The sequence below is a fragment of the Ruegeria sp. BHSC037 genome (assembly GCF_059613045.1).
Map to the genome: position 1 here is coordinate 102,766 of NZ_JBXWRT010000003.1, position 24,577 is coordinate 127,342.

General features: G+C 63.7%; 22 protein-coding genes and 1 pseudogene. 14 read left to right on the forward strand and 9 right to left on the reverse strand.

The genetic code is table 11. The features are described from left to right. Positions 1-141 precede the first annotated feature (141 nt). The 5 genes from AC2FMN_RS03785 (at position 142) to AC2FMN_RS03805 (ending at position 4,284) form a co-directional block, all read left to right on the forward strand. A complete protein-coding gene (locus tag AC2FMN_RS03785) occupies positions 142-987 on the forward strand; it encodes an AAA family ATPase (RefSeq protein WP_496683935.1) in 846 nt (281 codons plus the stop codon). A 121-nt stretch (positions 988-1,108) separates the two neighbouring features. Then, positions 1,109-1,555: a GNAT family N-acetyltransferase gene (locus AC2FMN_RS03790; protein ID WP_496686383.1), complete on the forward strand. Its 447-nt coding sequence runs from the start codon at positions 1,109-1,111 to the stop codon at positions 1,553-1,555. Continuing rightward, positions 1,552-2,901, forward strand: coding sequence for a DUF2927 domain-containing protein (locus AC2FMN_RS03795; RefSeq protein WP_496686385.1), 1,350 nt, complete (start codon positions 1,552-1,554; stop codon positions 2,899-2,901). Before AC2FMN_RS03790 ends, AC2FMN_RS03795 begins: the two co-directional genes overlap by 4 nt. A 23-nt stretch (positions 2,902-2,924) precedes the next feature. After that, the gene (locus tag AC2FMN_RS03800; protein ID WP_496683914.1) at positions 2,925-3,095 is read left to right on the forward strand and encodes a hypothetical protein; all 171 of its coding nucleotides are present in this window, start codon (positions 2,925-2,927) and stop codon (positions 3,093-3,095) included. Between the two features lie 4 nt (positions 3,096-3,099). After that, entirely contained in the window at positions 3,100-4,284 is a 1,185-nt protein-coding gene (locus AC2FMN_RS03805) for a vWA domain-containing protein (RefSeq protein ID WP_496683910.1), read from the forward strand. 19 nt (positions 4,285-4,303) lie between these two features. Here AC2FMN_RS03805 and AC2FMN_RS03810 read toward each other — a convergent pair whose 3' ends face one another. Beyond that, positions 4,304-5,788 carry an inorganic phosphate transporter gene (locus tag AC2FMN_RS03810; protein WP_496686388.1) on the reverse strand — a complete coding sequence of 495 codons (1,485 nt, stop codon included), beginning with the start codon at positions 5,786-5,788 and terminating at the stop codon, positions 4,304-4,306. A gap of 203 nt (positions 5,789-5,991) precedes the next feature. On the opposite strand from AC2FMN_RS03810, the gene AC2FMN_RS03815 reads away from it, so the two are divergent. Next, the gene (locus AC2FMN_RS03815) at positions 5,992-6,678 is read left to right on the forward strand and encodes a M48 family metallopeptidase (protein ID WP_093962334.1); all 687 of its coding nucleotides are present in this window, start codon (positions 5,992-5,994) and stop codon (positions 6,676-6,678) included. A 63-nt stretch (positions 6,679-6,741) separates the two neighbouring features. On the opposite strand, the gene AC2FMN_RS03820 is transcribed toward AC2FMN_RS03815, so the two are convergent. Genes AC2FMN_RS03820 through glnE form a run of 4 tightly spaced genes read right to left on the reverse strand, consistent with a single transcriptional unit; the run spans position 6,742 to position 11,588 of the window. Next, positions 6,742-7,284 carry an RSP_2648 family PIN domain-containing protein gene (locus AC2FMN_RS03820; protein WP_496686390.1) on the reverse strand — a complete coding sequence of 181 codons (543 nt, stop codon included), beginning with the start codon at positions 7,282-7,284 and terminating at the stop codon, positions 6,742-6,744. Then, on the reverse strand, positions 7,281-8,489 hold the full coding sequence (locus AC2FMN_RS03825) for an RSP_2647 family RNA methyltransferase (RefSeq protein WP_496686393.1): 1,209 nt from the start codon (positions 8,487-8,489) through the stop codon (positions 7,281-7,283). Before AC2FMN_RS03825 ends, AC2FMN_RS03820 begins: the two co-directional genes overlap by 4 nt. Positions 8,490-8,536: 47 nt before the next feature. Further along, on the reverse strand, positions 8,537-8,809 hold the full coding sequence (locus AC2FMN_RS03830; protein WP_496683899.1) for a hypothetical protein: 273 nt from the start codon (positions 8,807-8,809) through the stop codon (positions 8,537-8,539). Next, a complete protein-coding gene (gene glnE, locus AC2FMN_RS03835) occupies positions 8,796-11,588 on the reverse strand; it encodes a bifunctional [glutamate--ammonia ligase]-adenylyl-L-tyrosine phosphorylase/[glutamate--ammonia-ligase] adenylyltransferase (RefSeq protein WP_496686396.1) in 2,793 nt (930 codons plus the stop codon). Before glnE ends, AC2FMN_RS03830 begins: the two co-directional genes overlap by 14 nt. 178 nt (positions 11,589-11,766) lie before the next feature. Here glnE and AC2FMN_RS03840 point away from each other — a divergent pair, with 178 nt between their 5' ends. The 4 genes and pseudogenes from AC2FMN_RS03840 (at position 11,767) to AC2FMN_RS03855 (ending at position 13,970) form a co-directional block, all read left to right on the forward strand. Then, positions 11,767-12,186, forward strand: a complete 420-nt coding sequence (locus tag AC2FMN_RS03840; protein WP_496683893.1) for a DUF2852 domain-containing protein — start codon at positions 11,767-11,769, stop codon at positions 12,184-12,186. A gap of 61 nt (positions 12,187-12,247) precedes the next feature. After that, positions 12,248-12,679, forward strand: coding sequence for an RDD family protein (locus AC2FMN_RS03845; RefSeq protein WP_496683890.1), 432 nt, complete (start codon positions 12,248-12,250; stop codon positions 12,677-12,679). Positions 12,680-12,753: 74 nt separating this feature from the next. After that, positions 12,754-13,578 carry an arginyltransferase gene (locus AC2FMN_RS03850; protein ID WP_496686399.1) on the forward strand — a complete coding sequence of 275 codons (825 nt, stop codon included), beginning with the start codon at positions 12,754-12,756 and terminating at the stop codon, positions 13,576-13,578. 6 nt (positions 13,579-13,584) lie between these two features. Then, positions 13,585-13,970, forward strand: a pseudogene (locus AC2FMN_RS03855) (VOC family protein). Positions 13,971-14,044: 74 nt separating this feature from the next. On the opposite strand, the gene AC2FMN_RS03860 reads toward AC2FMN_RS03855, so the two are convergent. The 3 genes from AC2FMN_RS03860 to AC2FMN_RS03870 form a co-directional block, all read right to left on the reverse strand. Further along, on the reverse strand, positions 14,045-16,399 hold the full coding sequence (locus AC2FMN_RS03860; protein ID WP_496684507.1) for a TRAP transporter large permease subunit: 2,355 nt from the start codon (positions 16,397-16,399) through the stop codon (positions 14,045-14,047). Positions 16,400-16,417: 18 nt separating this feature from the next. Then, a complete protein-coding gene (locus tag AC2FMN_RS03865) occupies positions 16,418-17,344 on the reverse strand; it encodes a TRAP transporter small permease subunit (RefSeq protein WP_496684504.1) in 927 nt (308 codons plus the stop codon). 123 nt (positions 17,345-17,467) lie between these two features. Next, a complete protein-coding gene (locus AC2FMN_RS03870; RefSeq protein WP_496686401.1) occupies positions 17,468-18,550 on the reverse strand; it encodes a TRAP transporter substrate-binding protein in 1,083 nt (360 codons plus the stop codon). 250 nt (positions 18,551-18,800) lie between these two features. On the opposite strand from AC2FMN_RS03870, the gene AC2FMN_RS03875 reads away from it, so the two are divergent. Together AC2FMN_RS03875 and AC2FMN_RS03880 are read left to right on the forward strand one after the other, a co-directional pair. Next, positions 18,801-20,234 carry a cache domain-containing protein gene (locus AC2FMN_RS03875; RefSeq protein WP_496686402.1) on the forward strand — a complete coding sequence of 478 codons (1,434 nt, stop codon included), beginning with the start codon at positions 18,801-18,803 and terminating at the stop codon, positions 20,232-20,234. Next, positions 20,234-20,878: a response regulator transcription factor gene (locus AC2FMN_RS03880; protein WP_496684491.1), complete on the forward strand. Its 645-nt coding sequence runs from the start codon at positions 20,234-20,236 to the stop codon at positions 20,876-20,878. Before AC2FMN_RS03875 ends, AC2FMN_RS03880 begins: the two co-directional genes overlap by 1 nt. A 6-nt stretch (positions 20,879-20,884) precedes the next feature. On the opposite strand, the gene AC2FMN_RS03885 is transcribed toward AC2FMN_RS03880, so the two are convergent. Further along, positions 20,885-21,730: a HalD/BesD family halogenase gene (locus tag AC2FMN_RS03885; protein WP_496686404.1), complete on the reverse strand. Its 846-nt coding sequence runs from the start codon at positions 21,728-21,730 to the stop codon at positions 20,885-20,887. Between the two features lie 403 nt (positions 21,731-22,133). Between AC2FMN_RS03885 and AC2FMN_RS03890 the strand changes: the two genes are divergently transcribed. Beyond that, a complete protein-coding gene (locus AC2FMN_RS03890) occupies positions 22,134-23,885 on the forward strand; it encodes an acetolactate synthase 3 large subunit (RefSeq protein WP_496686405.1) in 1,752 nt (583 codons plus the stop codon). A 60-nt stretch (positions 23,886-23,945) separates the two neighbouring features. After that, positions 23,946-24,506 (forward strand): acetolactate synthase small subunit, encoded by a 561-nt coding sequence (gene ilvN / locus AC2FMN_RS03895; protein ID WP_496684483.1) that lies wholly within the window; start codon positions 23,946-23,948, stop codon positions 24,504-24,506. Positions 24,507-24,577 lie beyond the last annotated feature (71 nt).

The following is a 24,577-nucleotide window of genomic DNA, read 5'->3' on the forward strand; positions in this document are numbered from 1 at the left end:
TCCGAATCAACCAGGGGCGGTTCGATTGGCCGGGCCCAAACCGCGACGCTGCGACCCGGGTTGTAAAAGGTCACCCCTGCCGGTAACCCGGTGCCCGAGTTCTTTGCCGGCGCGCTGCGCGACAATCATCACGAGGGCCACATGACCACACGTTTCGAAGGCACCGCAGACTATGTTGCCACCGACGATCTGACCATCGCGGTGAACGCCGCCGTGACGCTGGAACGACCGCTTCTGGTCAAGGGTGAGCCCGGAACTGGCAAGACCGAACTGGCCAAGCAGGTAGCCTCGGCGCTGGGACTGACGATGATCGAGTGGAACATCAAATCCACCACCCGCGCGCAGCAGGGCCTGTACGAATACGATGCCGTCAGTCGCCTACGCGACAGCCAGTTGGGCGACGAGCGCGTGAACGACGTCCGCAACTACATCAAGAAGGGCAAGCTGTGGCAGGCCTTCGAGGCCGAAGAAAAGGTCGTGCTGCTGATCGACGAGATCGACAAGGCCGATATCGAGTTCCCCAACGACCTGCTGCAGGAACTCGACAAGATGGAGTTTCATGTCTACGAGACCGGCGAAACCATCCGGGCCAAAAACCGCCCCATCGTCATCATCACCTCGAACAACGAAAAGGAACTGCCCGACGCCTTCTTGCGCCGCTGTTTCTTCCACTATATCCGCTTCCCCGACGAGGCCACGATGCGCCGCATCGTCGAGGTGCACCACCCGGGAATCAAAGAAGCGCTGCTGACCACCGCCCTGACCCAGTTCTACGAAATCCGCGAGACGCAGGGGCTGAAGAAAAAGCCCTCGACCTCCGAGGTGCTGGACTGGCTAAAGCTTTTGCTGGCCGAGGATCTGGACGCCGAGGACCTTAAGCGCGACGGCGTCAACGCCTTGCCTAAGCTGCACGGCGCCCTGCTGAAGAATGAGCAGGACGTGCACCTGTTCGAACGGCTGGCCTTCATGGCGCGCGCCAAGCGCTGAAGCGCGCCGGTCGTTGACCATTCCGTGATCGCGGCTTGCCTTGGGGCGCACCTGATGCCAGCATCGGCGCGCGCCCTTCCGCGGCCACCAATCGAGCAACCAGACCGCAAAGGCCACCAATGTGACCCAGCCGTGCATTCGCCCTCTGACCGCCCAGGACCGACCGGAATGGGCCGCTCTGTGGCGCGCCTATCTGGCCTTCTACGAAACCGAGCTGCCGCAAGCGGTCTATGACAGCACTTTCTCGCGCCTGCTGGGCGATGACCCCCGTGACTTTTCCTGCCTTGTGGCCGAGTGCGACGGGCAGTTGGTGGGGCTGACCCATTTCCTGTTTCATCGCCACGCCTGGAAGACCGAGGATGTCTGCTACCTGCAGGACCTCTACGCCGATCCGCAGGTGCGCGGCACCGGCGTCGGACGCGCCCTGATCGAGGCCGTCTATGCCGAGGCCGATCGCCGGGGCGCGCCCTCGGTCTATTGGTTGACGCAAGAGTTCAACCACGCTGCGCGCCGGTTGTATGACAGGGTCGGGCAACTGACCCCGTTCATCAAATATCAGCGTCCATGACAAGGCTGGCGGCCTTCGTTCTGGCTTTGGTGCTGGCTGGCTGCAGTACGGTCGAAACGATCGAACTGCCCGCTGAGGTCAAATCGACCGAAAGCACCCTGCCCCCGGCCAGATCCTTCGGCGCGCCGCGCCCGGTTCCGCCCATGCGCTCGAACGCCAACATCGCCACCGATTTTCTCGACTTGTTCTTCTTTCTGGAAAGCGGCACCCCGTTGCCCGTGTTCACCCGGTTCGAAACTCCGATCACGCTGCGCCTGACGGGCACGCCGGCCCCGACCATGCAGGCCGATCTGAGCCGGGTTCTGACGCGCCTGCGCACCGAGGCCGGGATCGACATCCGGCAGGTCCCGGACGGGCCGGCCAACATCACCATCCAGGCCGTCCCCCAGCGCCAGATCCAGCGCGTTCTGCCGCAGGCGGCCTGTTTCGTCGTACCCAACGCCCAAAGCCTAGAGGAATACCGCCGCGACAGGCGCAAACCCAAAAGCAGCTGGTCGGCCCTGCGCAGCCGCGAGCGGCTGGGCATTTTCATCCCCAACGATGTCAGCCCGCAGGAAATCCGCGATTGCCTGAACGAAGAACTGGCGCAGGCGCTGGGTCCGTTGAACGACATGTACCGCCTGCCGGATTCGGTGTTCAATGACGACAATTTCCACACCACCCTGACCGGGTTCGACATGCTGATCCTTCGGGCCGCCTATGCGCCCGAGCTGCGCACCGGCATGACGCGGGATGAGGTCGCGCAGGTGATCCCCGGCGTGATCGCGCGCCTCAATCCGCGCGGCGCACGTCTTCCCGCCCAGGCGGTATCGGCCACGCCGCGCGCCTGGATCGACGCGGTGCAGATCGCGGTGGGCAACGGCGCGCCCTCGCCCCGGCGGCTGCGCGCGCTGGACCGGGCGATGCGGATCGGCCAGCAGCAAGGCTGGACCGACCACCGGCGCGCCTATCCGCACTATCTCAAGGGCCGGATGATCCAGTATGACGACCCCGAAGGCGCACAGCGCGAATATGCGATTGCCATGCAATTCCTGCGCAATACGCCCGGAACCGAAGTGCATCAGGCCCATGTCATCGCCCAGATTGCAGCCTATGCGCTCGGACGGGACCGGGGGCCGGACATGCTGCCGCAACTGGACACGGCCATAGAAACGGCGCGACGGGCCGAAAACGCCGCACTGCTGGCAACCCTGCTGCTGCTGAAATCCGAAGCGCTGGATCAGGCCGCTCGCCCCGAGACGGCACGCGCCGTCAGGCTGGACAGTCTGGGGTGGGCGCGCTACGCCTTCGGTTCTGAATTGGTGGTGCGCGCGCTGGTGCAGAACATCGCGCTGCGCAACCCGTGACACAGCAAACGGATGGCAAGCGAATGGGACTGGTTTGGGGCATGGCGATCGTAGGAGCGATTCTGGGCGCGCTGACGGCACGCAGGCGCAAGGGCAGCGGGGCCGACATCGCCCAATACGCCGCCGGATACGGCATCGCCTTCGCCCTTTTGGGGCTGGTGGCGTCGTTGATCCTGGTTCGGATGGTGGGCTGACCGGATGTTCATTCCCTTTTTCGAAAACCTCAGAAAAGCCGGCATCCCCGTCTCGTTGCGGGAATACCTGACCTTTCTGGAGGGGATGAAAAAGGGGCTGGCCACCTACGACATCGAGGCGTTCTACTACCTCGCCCGTGTCTCGATGGTGAAGGACGAGCGTAACATCGACAAGTTCGACCGCGCCTTCGCCGCCAGCTTCGAGGGGCTGTCCGAGATCACCATGGATCAGGTGCTTGAGGCTGTGGACATCCCGGCCGAGTGGCTGGCCAAGATGGCCGAGAAGCACCTGTCAGACGAGGAAAAGGCCGAGATCGAAGCGCTTGGCGGATTCGACAAGCTGATGGAGACGCTGCGCGAGCGGCTGAAAGATCAGCAAGGCCGCCATCAGGGCGGCAACAAGTGGATCGGCACCGCGGGCACGTCGCCCTTCGGGGCCTATGGCTACAACCCCGAAGGTGTGCGCATCGGTCAGAAGGAAAGCCGCCACCAGCGCGCGGTCAAGGTCTGGGACAAGCGCGAGTTCCGCAATCTGGACGACACGGTCGAGCTGGGCACCCGCAACATCAAGGTCGCGCTGAAACGCCTGCGCCGCTGGGCCCGCGAGGGCGCCGCCGAAGAGCTGGACCTCGACGGCACCATCCGCGCCACGGCCGAGCACGGATACCTGGACGTCAAGACCCGGCCCGAACGGCACAATGCGGTGAAAGTGCTGCTGTTCCTCGATGTGGGAGGCTCGATGGATCCGCATGTCAAGGTGGTCGAGGAATTGTTTTCGGCCGCGCGGGCCGAGTTCAAACACCTGGAATATTTCTATTTCCACAACTGCCTGTACGAAGGCGTCTGGCGCGACAATCGACGCCGGTGGGATGCGCAGACCCCCACGCATGAGGTGCTGCGGACGTATGGCCCCGACTACAAATGCATCTTCGTTGGTGACGCTTCGATGTCGCCCTACGAGATCGCCTATCCCGGCGGTGCCAACGAGCACTGGAACGCAGAGGCCGGTCAGGTCTGGCTGCAGCGCGCGCGCGAGCAGTGGACGTCGAACCTGTGGATCAATCCGGTGCCCGAGAAATACTGGGAGTACACCCATTCGATCGGCATGATCCGCGAGATATTCGAAGACCGGATGGTGCCGATGACGCTGGCCGGGCTGGAACGCGGTATGCGCGAGCTGACGCGGTAGCGACAGCCCGGCTTTGGTCTTATCCGGCGATTGCCTGAATTCCCAGGAACAGCAGCCCCGACAGCAGGGCCGCTGCGGGCACGGTTATCACCCAGGCCGCGATGATCGTCAGGAAATGCGACCGGCGCACCAGCTTGCGGCGGCGGCGCTCTTCGGGGGCAAGCACCGGGCGTTCCGGCACGGCACCGCGCGCCTTGATCAGGCGCCGCTCGGCGTCCCATTCCCGGAAGAACCCGACGCCAAATACCGCGCCAACGGCGATGTGGGTCGAACTGACCGGCAGGCCAAGCCAGCTGGCTACGATCACGGTGATCGCCGCCGACAGCGCCACGCAATAGGCCCGCATCGGGTTCAGCTTGGTGATCTGGCTGCCGACCACCCGGATCAGCTTGGGCCCGAACAGGAACAGGCCGAACGAGATACCAAAGGCGCCGATGATCATGACCCAGGGCGGAATGTTCACCGCATGGGTGAAATCACCCACCGCCGAGGCCTGAACGATCGCGGCCAGAGGCCCGACGGCGTTGGCCACGTCATTGGCCCCATGCGCAAAGCTGAGCAGCGCCGCCGAGATGATCAACGGAATACCGAACAGGATCTTGAGCGATTTGTTGCGGTTCTCCAGCCCCTCGGCCTGACGACGAATGACCGGAATCGTCACCAACCAGATCAGCACGCCACTGACCAGGCCGATCACCAAGGCCGTCTGCAGGTTGATCTTGAACAGATGTTTGAGGCCTTTCAGCGCAAGGTACGAGGCAAACGCCCCGGCCATGATGCCGACCAGAACCGGAACCCATTTGCGCGCCGCGGCGATCTTGTCGTCCTGATAGATGACCCGGGACTTGATGAACCACAAGAAAGCAGCAGCAATGACACCGCCCAGAACCGGCGAGATGACCCAGCTTGCAGCGATCTGGCTCATCTTGCCCCAGCTGACGGCACCGAACCCCGCCGCTGCGATCCCTGCCCCCATGACGCCCCCCACGACCGAATGCGTGGTCGAGACCGGAGCTCCTATCCAGGTGGCAAGGTTGATCCAAAGCGCGGCAGACAGCAGCGCGGCCATCATGGCCCAAATGAAGACAGTTGCCGTTCCCATGCTTTCGGTATTGATGATGCCCTTGGCGATGGTCGAGACCACGTCTCCACCCGCGATCAGGGCGCCGGCGCTTTCGAAAATTGCAGCAATCGCGATGGCGCCGCCCATGGTCAGGGTGTTCGCGCCCACCGCCGGAGCCATGTTGTTGGCCACATCGTTCGCCCCGATGTTCAGTGCCATGTAAGCGCCGAACATGGCCGCGATCACAACGATCATCGTGTTGCTGGCCTGTCCGAACAACAAAGCAGCCGTGATCCCGGCGATTACGATAAACACGAATGCGATGCCCGATCCGACAAACGGCCGCCCGACCTGCGCCGTTGCGACCTCGAGGCGGGAAAACCGCCGCAGGTCACGATCCAATGTTTCAAGGTGCCGGGCTTCTGAGTCTGTATTGGCCATTTGTCCCTCTTGCATAGCGCGCGCTCGCACAGCGTGCGCTGTGCCCTAGAAGGCTTTTGCCTTCATTTCAACCTTTGAAATATGGAATTTGCGATCTGACATCGCGCGATTTCCGACTCATGAACTACCCCAAGTCGCCCATGTTGCCCGAAAGTGATGAGGAACGACTTGCCCCCGCATCCCGATCCGCCCATATCTGAGATATGTTGCGTCTGACCCCAATTCTGCTGGCGATCGCCTATGCCATTGTGATGTATCGGATTTCCGTCTGGCGCACCCATCGCGAGCTGGATGCGAAGTCGACCGAACTGGCCGATCCTGAATTGAAACGCATGACCGACCGCTTGGCCGCCGCCTTGGATGTGGCGCGCGTGCCGGTCTATATCTACGAAATCGACCCGGTGAACGGACTGGCCGCGCCGGACGGGCGCATCTTCATAACCCGTGGGTTCTATCGCAAGTTCCGTAACGGCGAGGTCTCGGCCGAGGAGATGGCCAGCGTCATCGCGCACGAGCTGGGGCATGTGGCGCTGGGCCATGCCCGGCGGCGGATGATCGATTTTTCCGGTCAGAACGCGATGCGGGCGGCGCTGATGATGCTTCTCAACCGGTTCATTCCCTTCATCGGCGCGTGGATCGCAAATGCGCTGACCGCGCTGCTGGCCTCGCGCCTGTCGCGGGCGGACGAGTATGAGGCGGACGAATACGCAGCCGCCTTGCTGACCAAGGCCGGAATCGGGATCGGACCGCAGAAATCCTTGTTTCACAAGCTTGAGGATCTGACACAGCAACGGGCGGGCGTGGTTCCGGCCTGGCTGATGAGCCATCCCAAGACGGACGAGCGGATTGCCGCGCTGGAGGCCCTTGAGCAACGTTGGGAGCGTGGCTGAGGGTCAGGATGCGAGAGGCCAGCCTCTCGCGCTCTCCGGGATATTTTGGGCCAGATGAAGCGGTCAGGCCGCCAGAGCCTTGCCGAGGCGCGGCAGGCGGGCCTTTTTCATCAATGCGCGCAAGGTCCAGCTGTCGCCCGACAGGCGGTTGGCTTCGGTCAGAACCGATTGAGCCACCTGTTCGACGCCGATCGGATCATTCTGCCAGATGCCGTGAAGGAAGCTGTCGGGGTCGATGCGGGCAAGGCCCTCTTCGGCCAGGATATGTCTTGGAAAGTCCTTGGCATTGACGGTGATGATCGTGTCGGCCGAAGCGGCGACCGCGGTGGCCAGCACATGCGTGTCGGCCGGATCGGGAAGCCAGAGGCGCTGTTCGAGGCCGGGCACGTCGGGGCGTTCGGCCTGCGGCCAATGTGCCTGCACCAACGCGATTTCGGCCCGGGCCTGTGCCTCGCCCTCGGGGCCAAGTTTGCGGGCGGCGCGGGCCCATTCTTCGAGGATGCGAGCCGACCAGAGCGGGGTGAAATGGCCCCGCGCCGCCACGCCCAGCAGCATCTCGCGCATCACCGTCGGATAGATGACGCAGGTGTCGAGAACCGCCTTCACAGCCGGTAGAACACGGATTTCAGATAGCCACTCTCGGCCAGTTGCGGCAGTTGCGGATGGTCGGGTCCGGCAAAGCCGGTGTGGATCATCTGCGCCTGACGCCCGGCCCGGCCGATGCCACGGGCGCAGGCCTCGCGGAAGCGGGTCAGGTCTGCTGCGTGCGAGCAGGAACACAGGCCCAGATACCCCCCCGGTTTGACAAGCGGTGCGGCCAGGCGGGCGATCCGCTCATAGGCCCGCAGCCCGGCATCCAGCGCCTGTTTCGACGGCGCAAAGGCTGGCGGATCGCAGATGACCACGTCGAACTGCGCACCGTCCTCGCCCAGTTGGGTCAGGACGTCAAAGGCATCGCCCTGTCGGGTTTCAAAGCGGTCGCCAAAGCCCGAGGCGACGGCGCCCTGCTCGGCCAGAGTCAGCGCGGCGGCCGAGCCATCGACCGACAGCGCGTGTTCGGCGCCACCGGCCAGCATGGCCAGGCCAAACCCGCCCACGTGGCTGAACACGTCCAGCACATGCGCACCGGGGCCCGCCAAGCGGGCGGCAAAGGCGTGGTTGGGGCGCTGGTCGTAAAACAGGCCGGTTTTCTGGCCCCCGGTCAGGTCGGCCATGTAGATTGCGCCATTCATCGGAACGGGCAGTGGTGCATCGGGCGCGGTGCCGCGCAGCGTCTGGTTCTCGTCATCCAGACCTTCCAGCCCACGGGTGCGGCCCGCGGCGTTCTTGAGCACGGTCGTCACCCCTGTCACCGCGACCAGCGCGTCGGTCAGCCGGTCCAGATGCGCCTCGGCCCACGCGGCGTTGGGCTGGATCACGCAGGCGTCGCCGAACCGGTCAATGATGACACCGGGAAAACCGTCGGCCTCGGCATGGACCAGCCGGTAGAACGGCGCATCAAACAGGCCTTCGCGCAGGTCGAGCGCCCGGCGCAGGCGGGTTTCGAACCACCCGGCATCCAGCTGCGCCGACAGGTCGCGATCCAACACCCGGCACATGATCTTGGAGTTCGGATTGACTGCCACCAGCGCGATCGGGGTACGCTTGTCATCCTCGAGCACGGCCAGCGCCCCGGGCGCGATCTTGCGGGTGCGCCGGTCGGTGACGACGTCATTGGCATAGACCCAGGGGAAGCCGTGGCGCAGGGCGCGGGCATTGGCCTTGGGTTTGAGGCGGATTCTGGGGCGGTCGGGCGTGGTGGATTGCGTCATGGCGCCCTCATAGTCGCGATTGCGCGGGCAGGAAAGCCCCGATTGGGTCACCGTGGCCGGGCACGCCAACCGCCGCGCCGGCGCGGGGCCTGCGCGGTATCCAGCCCTTCGCGCAAGACCTGTGTCATGGGATGATCGGCATCGCGCGCGGCATAGAAAGCGTGCAACTCGGTCAGCGCCTGCTTCTGGTCGCGCCCGTCCGGCAGGCTGAGCGCCCAGTCCAGAAAGATGCTGCGGCATTCGGGCAAGGCGATGCCCTCGATGCGATAGGCCTCGCGGATCAGGCCCTTAGGGTCGTTGGGGTCGTCACTGCGCGGCATCGCGTCCCTCCTCGATCACCGCGCTTATGATGGCGGCGGCGGCAGCATAGTTTTCCTGCAATGCGGCCTGCAACTGTTCGACCTGCTCAAACCCGGTGGCCCGGCACAGAAAGGCCGTGCCCCCCTGCCCGATCTTGTCGGCCTCGATCACCCTGCCCGACAGCAGCCGCGCAGCGCATTGCACCTGCCAGAATAGGTCATAGGCCTCGCACAAGACCTGCGCCTGAGCGACCTCAAGCAGCCCCGCAGCGACGGCGCCCTGCAGGCCCGAGGCCACATCGCGTTCCGCCGAGCCCGCCAGCAAGGCCCCGGCCTCGGCCATCAGTTCGATGTCCAGCAGGCGGCCGGGCCCATTCTTGACATCCCAGATCCCGGCGGGAGACTTGGCTGCCGCCAAACGCGCACGCATTTCCGAGACTTCGCGCAGGACATGCCCCGCGTCCCGCGGGCGCGCGATGAAGTCGGAGCGGAAGGCCTCGATGTCGCGGGCCAGCCCGGGCTCGCCCGCGACCACGCGGGCGCGGGTCAGGGCCAGATGTTCCCACACCCAGGCTTCCTTCTGCTGGTAATGGGTGAAGCTGGCCCAGCTTGTCGCCACCGGCCCCTGATTTCCCGAGGGGCGCAGGCGCATGTCGACTTCGTACAGACGTCCCTGCGACATGGGCGCGGACAGCGCGGTGATCAGCGCCTGGGTGAAACGCGCGTAGTAGGTACGCGTGGCCAGGGACCGCGGGCCATCCGACGTCTCCTCGCCCTGCGGGTCATAGATCACGATCATGTCCAGGTCGGATTGCGAGTTGATCCGGCCCGCCCCCAGCGACCCCATGCCCAGTACCGCCGCGCCCCTGCCCGGCGCCGGCCCGTGCTTTCGCGCGAACTGATGCTCGACACAAGGCAGGATCGCGGCGATCACGGCCTGGGCCAGCTCGGCATATTGCCGACCGGCCTCAAGCCCATCGATCAGCCCGCGCAGGTGATGCACGCCGATGCGGAAATGCCATTCCTTGCACCAGCGTCGGGCCAGGTCCAGCTGGGTTTCATAGTCGGTCTCGGCGGACAGGGCCGCAGCCAGTTCCTGCCGGAGCGCGGCTTGACCGGGCCACTCGGCAAAGAAGCTGCCGCCGATCACCGCGTCGAACACCTGCGCATTGCGCGACAGGTGCGACGCCAGCGCGTGCGAGGTGCCGACGATATCGACCAGAAGGTCGATCAGATGCGGGTTGGCTTCGAACAAGGAAAACAGCTGAACACCGGCGGGCAATCCGGCCAGAAACCCATCCAGCGCCAGCAGCGCCTCGTCGGGACGGGCGGTCTTGGCCAGCCGTGCCAGCAGTTCGGGCTTGAGCCGCTCGAATATGCGCGCGCCCCTTTGCGAGCGCAGCGCGGGATAGGTTGTCCACCGGGCCAGAACGCCGGCGTCGAACGCGAGCGGGGGCGCTGCGGTCGGCGCGGGGCCGGCGCCGGGCGCGAAAAAGCCCTCGGTCAGCTCGTGCACCTCGGTCAGGCGGCGGGTCAGATCGGCCGTCAGCTCGGCGCTGGTGGTGCCCATCAGGCAGGCGATGCGCTCGATCCCGTCAGGCGATTGCGGCACCTTGTGGGTCTGCGCATCATGCACCATCTGAATGCGGTGTTCGACCTCGCGATGGGCGCGGTAGTGGTCGGTCAGCTTGTCGGCCACGTCCTGCGGCACCCAGCCCTTTGCCGCCAGCGCCGCCAGTCCCGGAACCGTGCCGCACACCCGCAGATCGGGGTCACGGCCCCCGGCGATCAACTGCCGGGTCTGTGTAAAGAACTCGATTTCGCGAATGCCGCCCTGCCCCAGCTTCATGTCATGGCCGGGGATCGTCAGAGCCCCCCCGGTGCCCTTGTTCTCGCGGATGCGCAGGCGCATGTCGTGGGCGTCCTGGATGGCGGCGAAATCCAGATGGCGGCGCCAGACAAAGGGCCGCAGGGTTTCCAGAAACCGCTGCCCGGCGGCGATGTCACCGGCGCAAGTGCGGGCTTTGATATAGGCTGCACGCTCCCATGTACGGCCCAGGCTTTCGTAATAGCGCTCGGCCGCCTCGGTCGCCATGCAGACGGGGGTGACCGCGGGATCGGGGCGCAGCCGCAGATCGGTGCGGAACACGTACCCATCGGCCGTCTTGTCGCTGAGTGTGGCGCAGAAATTGCGCGTGGCCCGCACCATGCCCTGTCGCGCCTCATAGAAATCGTCGGGATCGTACCGGGTTTCGTCAAACAGCACGATCAGGTCGATATCCGAGCTGTAGTTCAACTCGTGCGCGCCCATCTTGCCCATCGCCAGGATCACCATCCCGGCGGCGGTCTCGACGTCGTCTTCGGTCATGCCGGGCAGTTTCTTGCGCCGGATCAGCGCCGCGATCTCGGCCTTGGCCGCGATGTCCACGGCAAGCGCCGCAAAGTCGGTCAACGCGCCGGTGACCTGTTCCAACGGCCATGCGCCCGACAGATCGGCCAGCGCGGTCAGCAACGCGACGCGGCGCTTGGCCAGCCGCAAACCGGGCTTCAACTGGTCGGGCGGCAGGGCACGGGCCTTGGACATGACGCGTTCCATCGCCTGCTGCGGGTCCCGCAAGGCCTGCGCCAGCCAGTCGCCTTCGCGCTGGATCAGACCGTTCAGATAGGGGCTGCTGCCAGCGGCGCCCAGGATCAACTCGGACTGTTCAGACGTCAGATCGGGCACGGCAGCAACGGCTTCGCGCCCCAGATCGGAGTCATAGGCGCGCGGAACACGGATGATGGACAGGGCTTCGCTCATGCGCGCAAGTTGCACATTGCCGTCCGCCAAGGTCAATGGGGCAAAGCGGCCCTGTGGGGACGATCCGCACGGACGCACAAAAATGTAAATCTTTTTCACATTGATCCCTTGCAACCCGGCCGCACGCCCCCATCTACATCAATGTGAAAGCGTTTTACATCAACCCAGGAGAGCCCACATGACCGCATTGTCCGAATCCGCCGTCCCCCGCAACCCGGGATGGCTGCACCGCACCGAAACCTGGCTGGACGACAAGGGCAAAGGCGCCTGGATCGCCGCCATGGTCCTTGGTTTCATCTTCTTCTGGCCCGTCGGGCTGGCCCTTCTTGCCTACATGATCTGGAGCAAACGTATGTTCAGCAAATCCTGCAGCCGCCGCCATTCGTGGCACAGCCACATGAGCGCGATGAAGCCCTCGGGCAACAGCGCGTTCGATGCCTACAAGGCCGATACCCTGGCCCGGCTGGAGCGCGAGCAGCAGGACTTTGAAGCCTTCCTGCGCCGCCTGCGCGAGGCCAAGGACAAGGCCGAGTTCGACCAGTTCATGGACGAGCGCGCCCGCGCCAACGATGCGGACGACAAAGGCGAAACCGCCTGATGGACACTGGCCCTGCCCCGGTTTAGGGACAGGGCGCCCCAACGGATATTCGGAACCTGCAATGACCCACCTGCCTGATCCCGACCGCCAGCCAGAATTCTATCAATCGGTGGCGATCAAACGTTTCTTCGCCTGGCTGTTCGACATCGCCTTCATCTCGCTACTATGCACGGTCGCCATTCTGCTGACCTTTGGCATGGGGCTTTTCGTGCTTGCGCTGATCTACGCAGTGGTCAGCTTTGTCTACCGGGTGGTCACCATCGCCAACGGCTCTGCCACGCTGGGCATGCGATTCATGGGAATCGAGCTGCGCGACGCCTTCGGCGAACGGATGGACACCGGCAAGGCCGTGGCCCACACTGCGGGGTATTTCGTCAGCATGGCCTTCCCGATCCTGCAGATCATCTCGGTCATCATGATGCTGACCAGCGCCCGCAACCAGGGCCTGACCGATGCCTTCCTGGGCACCGTCATGCTGAACCAGCGCGCCTGAACCCAACCGTTTCAGGGACTTGGCGACCCGGATTTGCGTTGCTATCATGATCCCCGAGGAAACACGGGGCCTTCATGCGACACACGCTGCCGATTGCGCCGCAGTTCTATGTGACTGCACCACAACCCTGCCCCTATCTCGAGGGCAGGGTTGAGCGGAAGCTGTTCACCGCGCTTCAGGGTGAAGGTGCCGATCACCTGAACAACGCCTTGTCGCAACAGGGATTCAGGCGCTCGCAGAACGTACTGTACCGGCCATCCTGCGCCGATTGCGCCGCCTGCCTTTCGGCGCGGATTGACGTGTCGGCGTTCCACCCGAGCAAAAGCCAGAAACGCGCGGCGCGACGCAACGCGCATCTCCAGCGGCGTGCAACCTCGCCCTGGGCCACCGATGACCAGTACGAACTGTTCCGGCGCTATCTCGATGCGCGTCACGCAGATGGCGGAATGGCCGATATGGACGTGTTCGAATTTGCTGCGATGATCGAGGAAACCCCGATCCGCAGCCGCGTGGTGGAATATGCCGACCCGGAAACCGGCAACCTGATCGCCGTCAGCCTGACCGACGTCCTGGATGACGGGCTGAGCATGGTCTACTCCTTCTACGACCCCGATCAGCCGCAGAACTCTCTGGGCACCTACATGATCCTCGACCATATCGATATCGCGCGCGAGGCCGGCCTGCCCTATGTCTATCTGGGCTATTGGGTGCCGGGCAGCCCCAAGATGGGGTACAAGGCCAAGTTCGCGGGCCTGGAAGTCTATTTGGGCAACAGGTGGCAATCGGTCAGCGACCCCTCGGCCTTCTCGAACAGCGAACACCATCCGCTGGCGGCCGCTCCGATTGCCGAACAGGTCGCAAGCATCCAGCTTCCCGACCGACACCCGACCAGGGGTTGAACATCCATGCGGCAAACCTTGCAAGCCGTCACCCTGGTGGTGCCGGACTATGAGGACGCGATCGCGTTCCACACCCGGACGCTGCGCTTTCGACTGACCCAGGATGTCGAACTGGGCGACGGCAAACGCTGGGTTCTCGTCACCCCGCCCGGCGGCGGCGCTGGGCTGGTGCTGGCCAAGGCCGATGGGGCCGATCGGCAGGCCGCCATCGGCAACCAGACCGGCGACCGGGTGGGCTTCTTCCTAGCCACCGATGATTTCGCCCGCGATCACGCGGACATGCGGGCCAAGGGCGTTCTGTTCGAGGAGGAGTCGCGCCACGAACCTTATGCATTGTTGCCGTTTGGCAGGGCCCGTTCGGAAACCGCTGTGACCTGATCCAGTTCACCTGACAACCGGCGTCAGCCGGTGCCAAAGCAAAGGGGGCCACGCGGCCCCCTTTTCAATTTGAGAACGCCAAGACCTGTCAGTTCGGGATCAGGTCCGGAACGATGGTCACGATCGACGGGAAGAACCACAGGATCGCGATGCCCACCACCTGGATCAGCACGAAGGGGATGATCCCGCGGTAGATATGGCCCGTCGTCACCTCTTTCGGCGCCACGCCGCGCAGATAGAACAGCGCGAACCCGAATGGCGGCGTCAGGAACGAGGTCTGCAGGTTCACCGCCACCATGATCGTCACCCATTTCGGATCGAACGACCCGCCATAGATCACCGGCCCCACGATCGGGATCACGATGTAGATGATCTCGAGGAAGTCCAGCACGAAGCCCAGGATGAACAGCACCAACATCACGATCAGGAAGACCGTGAATTCGTTGTCGAAGCTCTTCAGGAACTGCTGGATATAGTGCTCCCCGCCGAACGAGATCACCACGAGGTTCAGCAGCTGCGAGCCGATCAGGATGGTGAAGACCATCGAGGTCACCTTGGCGGTTTCCCGCACCACCGGTGTGAGCACGCCGCTTGTGAACAGAACCCAGCACGCGAACAGCAGGCCGAACAGCGCGTACAGATAGGCAGCATAGGCCAGGATGAAGGCGATCCAGCTCTCGACCGAGACGCCACCCTGATTGATGCGCAGGTCAAAGTTCACGCCCAGCAGCAGGCAGATGATGACTGCGAAGGTCGACCAGATGATCACCTTGCCCGACCGCCCCTGGTCCTGCAGCTTGCGATAGGCCGCCAGCATGATGGCCCCGCCCGCCCCCAGCGCCGCCGCCGGCGTCGGGTTGGTCACGCCGCCCAGGATCGAGCCCAGAACCGCGATGATCAGAACCAGCGGCGGGAACACCACGCGGATCAGATCATTGGTGGCACAGCGCGCAGCCGCGGCTTTGCAGCCATACATTGCCAGTGCGAACGGCAGCGCCAACAGCAGGAACGTGGCCCCCGACGAGGTGGTCGGCGCGATCAGCAGCACATCGACCAGCAGCATCAGGACAAGCCCGATTGCCCCCACGATCAGCGGCTGCGGCGATTGCGACGGCGCGATGCCCCGGCCCATCACCAGCGTCAGCCCCAGCAGCACGACAATCACGGCAACACCGGTGCCGATCGGCGCGGCGGCGGCGATCTTGGCTTCACGCGCGGCAGCCAGCTCTTCCTCACTCAGCCGCTGCGACTCGGACACGCCGCCGGCAGCGTCGATGGCTTCCTGCTCGGCCACGGCCTTGTCCCAGGCTTCCTGACCGTGCAGTTCGATCATCGAGGCCTTGCACTCTTCGGACACGTTGGTACGCAGCGTGGCTGCCTCACCGATATCCGAGAATCCCGAAACCGTGATATTCTGGCTGCCGATGACGCCCAGGTTGCCGAGCAGCACCGCGCCCACGATCAGAGCGACCGGAGCACCCAGCAGCCAGGTCAGCCCTTCCGAACGCGTGATCGGCTCGCCGCTGCCACCCGACAGTTCGACCGCAGGCGCCTTGTGCGGGTTCAACAACGCGTAGCCAAATGCGTAGAGCGCATAAAGCAGCGCCAGCATGATCCCCGGCAGCAGCGCCGCCTGGAACAGCGTCCCCACCGAAACCACGGCCGGCTCACCCAGATATGTCAGCGCGTCGGTACAGCCCGCCTCGACTGCGCGGGTCTCTTGCGCAGTCGAATACAGGTCTCCCGCCAGAGTGCCCAACAGAACGATCACGATCGAGGGCGGAATGATCTGGCCTAGCGTGCCCGAGGCCGCGATCACGCCAGTCGCCAGTTCCGGCGAGTAGTTGTTGCGCAGCATGGTCGGCAGGGCCAGCAAGCCCATCGTCACCACGGTCGCGCCCACGATCCCGGTCGACGCCGCAAGGAACGCACCCACGACCACGATCGACACCGCCAGACCGCCCGGCAGCGGCCCAAAGACGCGCGCCATGGTGGTCAGCAGGTCGTTGGCGATTTTCGAGCGTTCCAGCGTGATGCCCATCAGCACGAACATCAGCACCGCCAGCAGAGTCTCGATCGACTGACCGGCCAGAACCCGTTCGTTGATGCGGTTCACGATGAAGGACACGTTGCGGTCCAGCGCGGTTTCCCAGCCCGAGGCGAAGACCGGCTCGGCAATCCTTGGCAGATCCGGATATCGGAACACGGAAATCACATCGGGTTTCACGCCCGAATTCACGAGGTCCCGATAGGCTTGCGAGCTTGTGTCGATCGCCTGGTGGATCAGCAATCCGGCGCTGTCCAGCGCGGCGATGATCCCGAAAGAGATGATGCCGGCCCCGCCGATGGCAAACGCCACCGGAAAGCCGCTGAGAATCCCGCCAAACAGGCAGAGGAATACGATAATGAGGCCTATCTCGACGCCATCAAGTCCGAATAGCATTTGTCTGGGTCTCCGTCCTTAATGTGTGCCTTCGTAGGCTTCTTCGCCTTCGCCAAGGCTGTCCTTGTCGAGGTATTTTCCAGCGCTTTCCGGGCCTTCGACGAATTCGAGATAGGACCGGTAGAAGAACGCGATCGCGTGCAGGAACACCATCGCGGCAAAGGCCACAAGCAGGATCTTGAACAGGAAGTAGGCATTGAAGCCGTTGGGGCTGAAACCGATGGTTTCGACGTTCCAGCGCAGCGCGCGGGATTTCATCACCAGCCGGTCCAGCGTGTCGCTGGCCGAAGGATTCGGCACGATCAGGTGCCGCCACAGGAAGAACCAGCCATACAGCCACACCACAACCGCGATGGGCATCATGAACAGGATCGAGCCCAGCATGTCGACCACGCGCTTGGCCCGGTGCGAGATGCCGGCATAGATCAGGTCAACCCGGACATGGCCGCCTTGCACGAAGGTGTAGGTGCAACACAGGCAGACGACCAGCGCATTGTACAGCTTCAGCTCTTCGGCGTACCAGCTGATATCCATCTGAAACGGAATACCCAGGCCGAACGCCATGTCGGGCCGCGCGAAAACACGCTGCATGAACACGATGACGATCTGCTGGATCACCATCAGCAGGCCCGCCCAGGCAAAGAACCGACCCGTCGTGTTGGCAAAGCCTTCCAGAACGCGCACGACGCCCCACATGAAATTCCGGTGATAGATGCCGATGGCCGTCATCACCAGAAAGCCTGTGAAGACCACGAAGAAGAACTCGACCGATCCGCCATAATAGACGAAGCGCATGATCGCTTCTTTGTTCGACCAGTCCAGCCACAGCTGCGGATGCGTGATCGCGTATCCGAAATTATAGAAGGCTTCGGCGATGTTTTGAACGAACCAGAGCAGTCCGTTCCACAGGGCGCCGAAGAACGAGATACCGTTTTCGTCCTGCATGATGTCCCCAGGTCCCGTCAGTTGCGATGCTGATTATACCGGAATTTGACCGATCCGCGCACCTGCAACAGAAATGGCTTCCCCGCGCGAGGCGGGGAAACCGAATGATTGCCAGTTGGCCAGTTAGCCCAGAACGCGGTCGCGCTGCGCGGTGTAGACGCCCGACGACATGTTCAGCCACGACGAAGAGGCCTTCATCGACGCCATTGCGCTGTCATGGACCTTCTTGAACAGCTCGTCGCCCATGTTCTCGGCCAGAACTTCCTGGCTGGCCTTGCCGAAGGCATCCCAGACGCTGTCGGGGAATTCCATGACCTTCACGCCACCGGCCTGCAGACGCTGCAGCGCCGCACCGTTGTTGGCCAGGAACTGCGCCAGGTTCCACTGGTGCGCTTCGGCGGCCGCGATCTCGATGATCTTCTGGTGCGCCGGCGACAGGCTTTCGAACACTTCGCGGTTGGTTGCCAGCGACAGGCCCGCGCCCGGCTCGTGGAAGCCAGCGGTGTAGTAGATCTTGGTGATCTCCTGGAAGCCGGCCTTTTCGTCGGCCCAGGGACCGATCCACTCGGTGCCGTCGATCGCACCGGACGACAGCGCCTGGTACACTTCCGAACCCGGAATGTTCTGGACCGATGCGCCCAGCTTGCCCAGCGCCTTGCCGCCCAGGCCCGGCATACGGAACTTCAGACCGTTGAAGTCCTCGGGGCTGTTGATCTCTTTCGAGAACCAGCCGCCGGCCTGCGCGCCGGTGTTGCCGGCCAGGAACGACTTCAGGCCGAAGATCTGACCCAGCTCGTCATGCAGTTCCATGCCGCCATCGAAGTAGTACCAGTTCACCAGTTCCTGCGCGGTCATGCCGAACGGAACCGCGGTGAAGAAGGCATAGGCCGGGTGCTGACCGACGAAGTAATAGTCGGCGGCGTGGTACATGTCGGCCTGGCCCGACGACACGGCGTCGAACACTTCGAACGCACCGACCAGTTCTCCCGCGGCCTTGATGTCGACGGTCAGGTTGCCGTCGGACATTGCGGTGATGCTGTCGGCGCAGCGCTGGGCGCTGTCGAACACGCCCGCCAGACCGCGGCCCCACGAGGTAACCATGGTCAGCGTGCGCTTGCCCTGCGCGTAGGCCGGTGCCGCCAGTGCGGTTGCCGCCGCGGCCGAGCCGCCCAGTGCCGATGTCTTCAGAAACTTGCGACGATCCATATCAGGTGATCCTCCCCTTCATTCATTCACGGCCCGGGCGCACCCGGACCAGTCGCTTCGAGTGTCGACACGTTAATCAAGGCCGCTTGAAAGTGAATACCTACTACTGCGTAGAGCGCGCGATTTTTTGGTCCGGCATGATGGCAAAAGCGGCTGTTACCGCTATCGTCCGCGTGACTTTCGGGCCCGGAACGGCGAAAGATGCCCAATCTCTTTGCATTTGCGCCGCGGCTTGCGTATCGATTCGTCCATGGGGAAACTTCGATCTCTGTTTTCGCTGACTTATGCGCAGAAACTGTCACTGGTCGCGGCCATCCCGCTGGTGCTGGCGGTGGCGGCAATCGCGCTGATGGTGGCCATCGAATCCCGCGCCACGGCCGAGCGTGAGATACAGGCGCTGGAGCGTCGCCTGATCGAGGCCAAGAAGCAGGAACTGCGCAATTATGTCACCCAGGCGCGCAACGGCTTTGCCTATATCTACGGCCGCGCCGCCCCCGATGACGAAGAGGCCAAGAAGACCGTCGCCCAGATCCTGTCGGCGATGATCTACGGCAAGGACGGGTTCTTTTTCGTCTATGACTATGACGGCAACAACCTGGTCAGCCCCCGCCAGACCGAGTTCATCAACCGCAACTGGGAAGGCCTGACCGACAGCAACGGCGTGCCCGTGGTGGACGAGTTCATCCGGCTGGCCCGGCAGGGCGCGGGCTGGCACAGCTTCATGTGGCAGAAGCCCTCGACCGGGGAAGAGGCGATGATGATCGCCTATGTGGTCGGCCTGCAGGACTGGCGCTGGGCGGTGGGCACCGGCGTGTTCATCGACGACATCGTTGCCACCGTCGCCAATGCCCGCGCCGAGGTCGAGGCGCGCGTGCAGCGCACCTTCCTTTATATCGGCGGCATCGTTCTGGCGGCGGTGCTGATCGTCTTTGCCTCGGGGATGCTGCTGAACATCCGCGAACGTCGCCTCGCGGATGCCAAGCTGAAAGAGTTGACCAAGCGGGTCATCGACGCCCAGGAGGAAGAGCGCGGCCGCGTAGCGCGCGAATTGCATGACGGGATCAGCCAGATTCTGGTCGGAGTGCGCTATGCGCTGGACAATGCGCGCCGGCGCCTCGCAAAAGGCGATCATGACGGTGCGCGGGTGCCGCTGGACAAGGGGATCGACAATCTGGGCACCGCCATCACCGAGGTGCGACGCATCAGCCGCGACCTGCGCCCCGGTGTTCTGGACGATCTGGGCCTCGGCCCCGCGCTCAAGGCGCTGACCGACGATTTCCGCGAACGCACGGGGATCGAGACCGAGTTTTCCACCGTCGTGTTCCGCAACCGTCTGGACCATGACAGCAAGATCGCGCTCTACCGAATCGCGCAAGAGGCGCTGACCAATGTCGAACGCCATTCCGGCGCGACGCGGGTGACGATCGACCTGCGCGGCCACAAGCGAGGCGCCACGATGCGCATCACCGACAACGGGCGCGGGTTGCGCAGCCGGCCGGGCCAGATCAGCACCGGGATCGGCCTGCGCAACATGCAGGAGCGGATCGAACAGCTTGACGGGACCCTGCGCATTCTGTCATCACGCGGCGCGCAGAGCGGAACGGTGATCGAGGTCAGCCTGCCGCTGAGCCACCTGCTGCCGCCGCAGGAAGACGCGACACCCAAAAGAAAGGCCGGTTCCTGATGACAGACACGACCCGAGTCCTGATCGTCGACGATCATCCGATGGTTGCCGAGGGCATCCAGTCGATCCTTGAAAGCTATGACGACATTAACGTGGTCGGCACCCTGGGCAACGGGCAGGAAGCAATCGACTTGGCCCCGGATCTGCGGCCCGACGTGATTCTGATGGATCTGAACATGCCCGGCACGGGCGGGCTGAGTGCCACCGAGATCATTCTGGAACGCCTGCCCCAGACCCGAATCCTGATCCTGTCGATGCATGACAGCCCCGAATACATCTCGACTGCGCTGAGCCATGGCGCCAAGGGATACATCCTCAAGGATGTGCCGACCGACGAGATCAAGCAGGCCATCGATGCGGTGATGCGCGGCGAGCGCTATCTGTGCACCGGGGCCAGCGGCTCTCTGGAGCCTAAGGGCGACAGCACCCGCGAAGCGCTGACCGGGCGCGAGCAGACGATCCTGCTGGAACTGGCGCAGGGCAAGTCGAACAAGGAAGTGGCCCAGACGCTGGACATCTCGGTCCGCACGGTCGAGACCCACCGCAAGAACATCAAGCGCAAACTGGGCATTTCCTCGACCGCCGGCCTGACGCGCTACGCACTGGAACATGGTGTGCTGCAGGGCACGGGCGTCGGGTACTGACGCGGGTCAGTCCAACAGACGGTCAGCCCGCCGCCCGGCACGCGCAAGGTGATGCGGCAGCACGCGGCCGTACAGCTGTTTTGTCCGCTCTATGCCGCCACACATCCCCTCGGCCTCGACGAAGGAAAAGATACCCACATAGCGCGGCCGCGGGCCGCTGACCGGCGCGACCCGATGCAGCGCGTAGCGGCCGCGAAAGATCTGCAGGTCACCGGGCTGAAGTTCAAGTTGCCGTACAGCCCCCATGTCACCGTCGAGGATCGCGGCCACCTTGTCGAAATTCTCGTGTTCAGGCGTGCGCAGGTTGGGCGCGTATTCGAACGCCCCGCCCTGTTCGGCATTCTGGATCGCCAGCGTCACGGTGAAGTTGTTGGTGTCGAAATGCCAGGGGAACCCCTGCCCTTCCTCGACCACGTTGACGATCACGTCGGCCAACGGATCATCATAGCGAAAGAACCGATCCCGGGCTTCGTTCAGGGCCGCGCGGATGAAGGGCAGAAAGCCGTCATATTCATAGATGCGCCGCAGCGGGCCGGTCCGGGGGAAGTTGTCGGCCGGGACGAATGCGTTCGACCGGTCATAGAACCGTCGGATCGGGTGGCCGATGCCGAACCGAGGGTCGTCCCGGGTGAAATAGGCGTTGGTACGGTTGAAGCTGCGATGCGCGCGCGGGGCGACGGATTCGGCCTCGGCCAACAACTGCGCCAGGCCATCCTGATGCACGAAACCGGGCAGCACCGCGCACCCGTCCGCATCAAGCTCGCGCCGGATATCCGCGATCAGCCGCTGATAGGCCGCCGAGTCCGGCCGGTCGATGGGATAGCGGCCCAAATCCACCAGATCCACAAGCATGCGCGCCTCCGTCCTTGCACTTTCCGGTTCAGCCTGACCCGGCGGCGCGTGCGGCTCATGCCCATTTCAGACATCGACCTGCCGCTTTCTGACTTCGGAACCCTTGCCCGCGGCACCATTCGCGGAAATTCCGGCCATGCGTCAATCTGCGCAATAAAATGTCGCAAAATTCGACCTCAGAGACAGGAAATTGGCCAGATTGCCTGTTGACGCCCCGTCCCCCCACCCATAATGTCCCTGCACGCAAAAAGGAGCCTCTGGCGATGAAAACGCTAGTCGTAATCGTAGGAACCACGCGCATGGGCCGGTAACGGTACACCATAATCGAACCCATGCGCCTCCGAAACTTCGGGGGCTTTTTTATGTCAAACGCAAGACACATGTCGCGAACGGAGCAAAGCAGATGACACGTGAGATGACCGGCGCAAAGATGGTGGTCCAGGCCCTCAAGGATCAGGGCGTGGACACGGTATTCGGGTATCCCGGCGGCGCCGTCCTGCCGATCTATGACGAGATCTTTCTGCAGAACGACATCCGTCACATCCTCGTGCGGCATGAACAGGGCGCGGTCCATGCCGCCGAAGGCTATGCCCGGTCGACCGGGAAGCCCGGCGTCGCGCTGGTGACCTCGGGCCCCGGCGCGACCAACGCGGTGACCGGCCTGACCGATGCGCTGATGGATTCGATCCCGATCGTGGTTCTGACCGGCCAGGTGCCGACCTTCATGATCGGCTCGGACGCGTTCCAGGAGGCCGACACGGTGGGCATCACCCGCCCCTGCACCAAGCACAACTGGCTGGTCAAGGACACCAATTCGCTGGCCGCAACCCTGCACGAGGCGTTTCACGTCGCCACTGCCGGCCGCCCCGGCCCGGTGCTGATCGACATTCCCAAGGACGTGCAGTTCGCGACCGGCACCTATACCGCGCCGAAACCCTCGACCTCGCATTATCAGCCGGCGGTCAAGGGCGATCTGGACGCGATCACCGAACTGGTCGCTGCCATCGAAACCGCCAAGCGTCCCGTATTCTATACCGGCGGCGGCGTGATCAATTCGGGCCCTGCCGCCAGCCAACTGCTGCGCGAGCTGGTGGACGCGACCGGCTTCCCCATCACCTCGACCCTGATGGGTCTGGGCGCCTACCCCGCATCGGGCAAGAACTGGATCGGAATGCTGGGCATGCACGGCCTGTACGAGGCGAACATGGCCATGCATGACTGTGACCTGATGATCAATGTCGGCGCCCGGTTCGACGACCGGATCACCGGGCGCATCGACGCGTTCTCGCCCAAGTCGAAAAAGGCGCATATCGATATCGACCCGTCCTCGATCAACAAGGTGATCCGAGTGGACATCCCAATCGTGGGCGACGTGGCGCATGTTCTGGAAGACGTGCTGAAAGTGTGGAAGGCGCGCGGGCGCAAGACCAACGCCGCGGCCGTCACCAAATGGCAGGCCCAGATCTCGGACTGGCGCAAGGTGAACTGCCTTGCCTACACGAACAGCGAAAAGTCGATCAAACCGCAATACGCGCTGCAGCGACTTGAGGCACTGACCAAGGACCGTGACCGCTACGTCTGTACAGAAGTGGGCCAGCACCAGATGTGGGCCGCGCAGTTCCTTGGGTTCGAAGACCCCAACCGCTGGATGACCTCGGGCGGTTTGGGCACCATGGGCTATGGCTTCCCGGCCTCGATCGGGGTGCAGATGGCGCATCCCGACGCGCTGGTGATCAACGTCGCGGGCGAGGCCAGCTGGCTGATGAACATGCAGGAGATGGGCACCGCCGTCCAATACCGCCTGCCGGTGAAACAGTTCATCCTGAACAACGAACGCCTGGGCATGGTGCGCCAGTGGCAGGAGCTGCTGCACGGCGAACGCTACTCGCATTCCTGGTCCGAGGCCCTGCCCGATTTCGTCAAGCTGGCCGAAGCCTTCGGGGCCAAGGGAATCATGTGCTCGGACCCGGCCGATCTGGATGACGCGATCATGGAGATGATCAATTACGACGGTCCGGTGATCTTTGACTGTCTGGTCGAAAAGCACGAGAACTGCTTCCCCATGATCCCGTCGGGCAAGGCGCATAACGAGATGCTGCTGGGTGAGGCCGAAACACAGGGTGTGATCGACTCCAAGGGCTCGGTACTGGTCTGATCGCTCCCATCGCACCCGGCCGGACCTTCCGGCGCACGAAAGTTGAAGAAAGGGACATAAATGTCTGCCCTACACATTAAAAAAGGCTCTACCCGCCATTCGGCCTATAACCTGCGCCCGACGTTTTCGGACGTGCAGGAGCGCCACACGATCGCCGTTCTGGTCGAAAACGAACCCGGCGTCCTGGCGCGCGTGATCGGGCTGTTTTCCGGACGTGGCTACAACATCGAAAGCCTGACCGTGGCCGAGGTCGACCACACCGGCCACCTCAGCCGTATCACCATCGTGACCACCGGCACACCGCAGGTGATCGAGCAGATCAAGGCGCAGCTGGGCCGGATCGTTTCTGTACACGACGTGCATGACCTGACCGTCGAAGGCCCCTCGGTCGAGCGGGAACTGGCGATCATCAAAGTCGTGGGCGAAGGCGAAAAGCGCGTCGAGGCGCTGCGCCTGGCCGACATCTTTCGCGCCAACGTGGTGGACAGCACCTTGAATTCCTTCATCTTCGAGATTACTGGCACACCCGAAAAAATCGACGCCTTTGCCGACCTGATGCGCCCGCTTGGACTGATGGAAATCGCCCGAACCGGCGTGGCCGCCCTGCTGCGCGGCAGCTGACGGGTCGTCGCCCCCGCGCAAGGGGGGCCGCTTGCCTCCATATCCACTCGAGACTGTCGCCGGTCAGTGTC

Coding starts and splice junctions, on each gene's coding strand:
- AC2FMN_RS03800 (WP_496683914.1), top strand. CDS start 2,925: ATGGGACTGGTTTGGGGCATGGCGATCGTAGGAGCGATTCTGGGCGCG.
- AC2FMN_RS03840 (WP_496683893.1), top strand. CDS start 11,767: ATGACCGCATTGTCCGAATCCGCCGTCCCCCGCAACCCGGGATGGCTG.
- AC2FMN_RS03825 (WP_496686393.1), bottom strand. CDS start 8,489: ATGACGCAATCCACCACGCCCGACCGCCCCAGAATCCGCCTCAAACCC.
- AC2FMN_RS03890 (WP_496686405.1), top strand. CDS start 22,134: ATGACACGTGAGATGACCGGCGCAAAGATGGTGGTCCAGGCCCTCAAG.
- glnE (WP_496686396.1), bottom strand. CDS start 11,588: ATGAGCGAAGCCCTGTCCATCATCCGTGTTCCGCGCGCCTATGACTCC.
- AC2FMN_RS03860 (WP_496684507.1), bottom strand. CDS start 16,399: ATGCTATTCGGACTTGATGGCGTCGAGATAGGCCTCATTATCGTATTC.
- AC2FMN_RS03830 (WP_496683899.1), bottom strand. CDS start 8,809: ATGCCGCGCAGTGACGACCCCAACGACCCTAAGGGCCTGATCCGCGAG.
- AC2FMN_RS03875 (WP_496686402.1), top strand. CDS start 18,801: ATGGGGAAACTTCGATCTCTGTTTTCGCTGACTTATGCGCAGAAACTG.
- AC2FMN_RS03880 (WP_496684491.1), top strand. CDS start 20,234: ATGACAGACACGACCCGAGTCCTGATCGTCGACGATCATCCGATGGTT.
- AC2FMN_RS03850 (WP_496686399.1), top strand. CDS start 12,754: ATGCGACACACGCTGCCGATTGCGCCGCAGTTCTATGTGACTGCACCA.
- AC2FMN_RS03810 (WP_496686388.1), bottom strand. CDS start 5,788: ATGGCCAATACAGACTCAGAAGCCCGGCACCTTGAAACATTGGATCGT.
- AC2FMN_RS03785 (WP_496683935.1), top strand. CDS start 142: ATGACCACACGTTTCGAAGGCACCGCAGACTATGTTGCCACCGACGAT.
- AC2FMN_RS03795 (WP_496686385.1), top strand. CDS start 1,552: ATGACAAGGCTGGCGGCCTTCGTTCTGGCTTTGGTGCTGGCTGGCTGC.
- AC2FMN_RS03845 (WP_496683890.1), top strand. CDS start 12,248: ATGACCCACCTGCCTGATCCCGACCGCCAGCCAGAATTCTATCAATCG.
- AC2FMN_RS03865 (WP_496684504.1), bottom strand. CDS start 17,344: ATGCAGGACGAAAACGGTATCTCGTTCTTCGGCGCCCTGTGGAACGGA.
- AC2FMN_RS03805 (WP_496683910.1), top strand. CDS start 3,100: ATGTTCATTCCCTTTTTCGAAAACCTCAGAAAAGCCGGCATCCCCGTC.
- ilvN (WP_496684483.1), top strand. CDS start 23,946: ATGTCTGCCCTACACATTAAAAAAGGCTCTACCCGCCATTCGGCCTAT.
- AC2FMN_RS03885 (WP_496686404.1), bottom strand. CDS start 21,730: ATGCTTGTGGATCTGGTGGATTTGGGCCGCTATCCCATCGACCGGCCG.
- AC2FMN_RS03815 (WP_093962334.1), top strand. CDS start 5,992: ATGTTGCGTCTGACCCCAATTCTGCTGGCGATCGCCTATGCCATTGTG.
- AC2FMN_RS03870 (WP_496686401.1), bottom strand. CDS start 18,550: ATGGATCGTCGCAAGTTTCTGAAGACATCGGCACTGGGCGGCTCGGCC.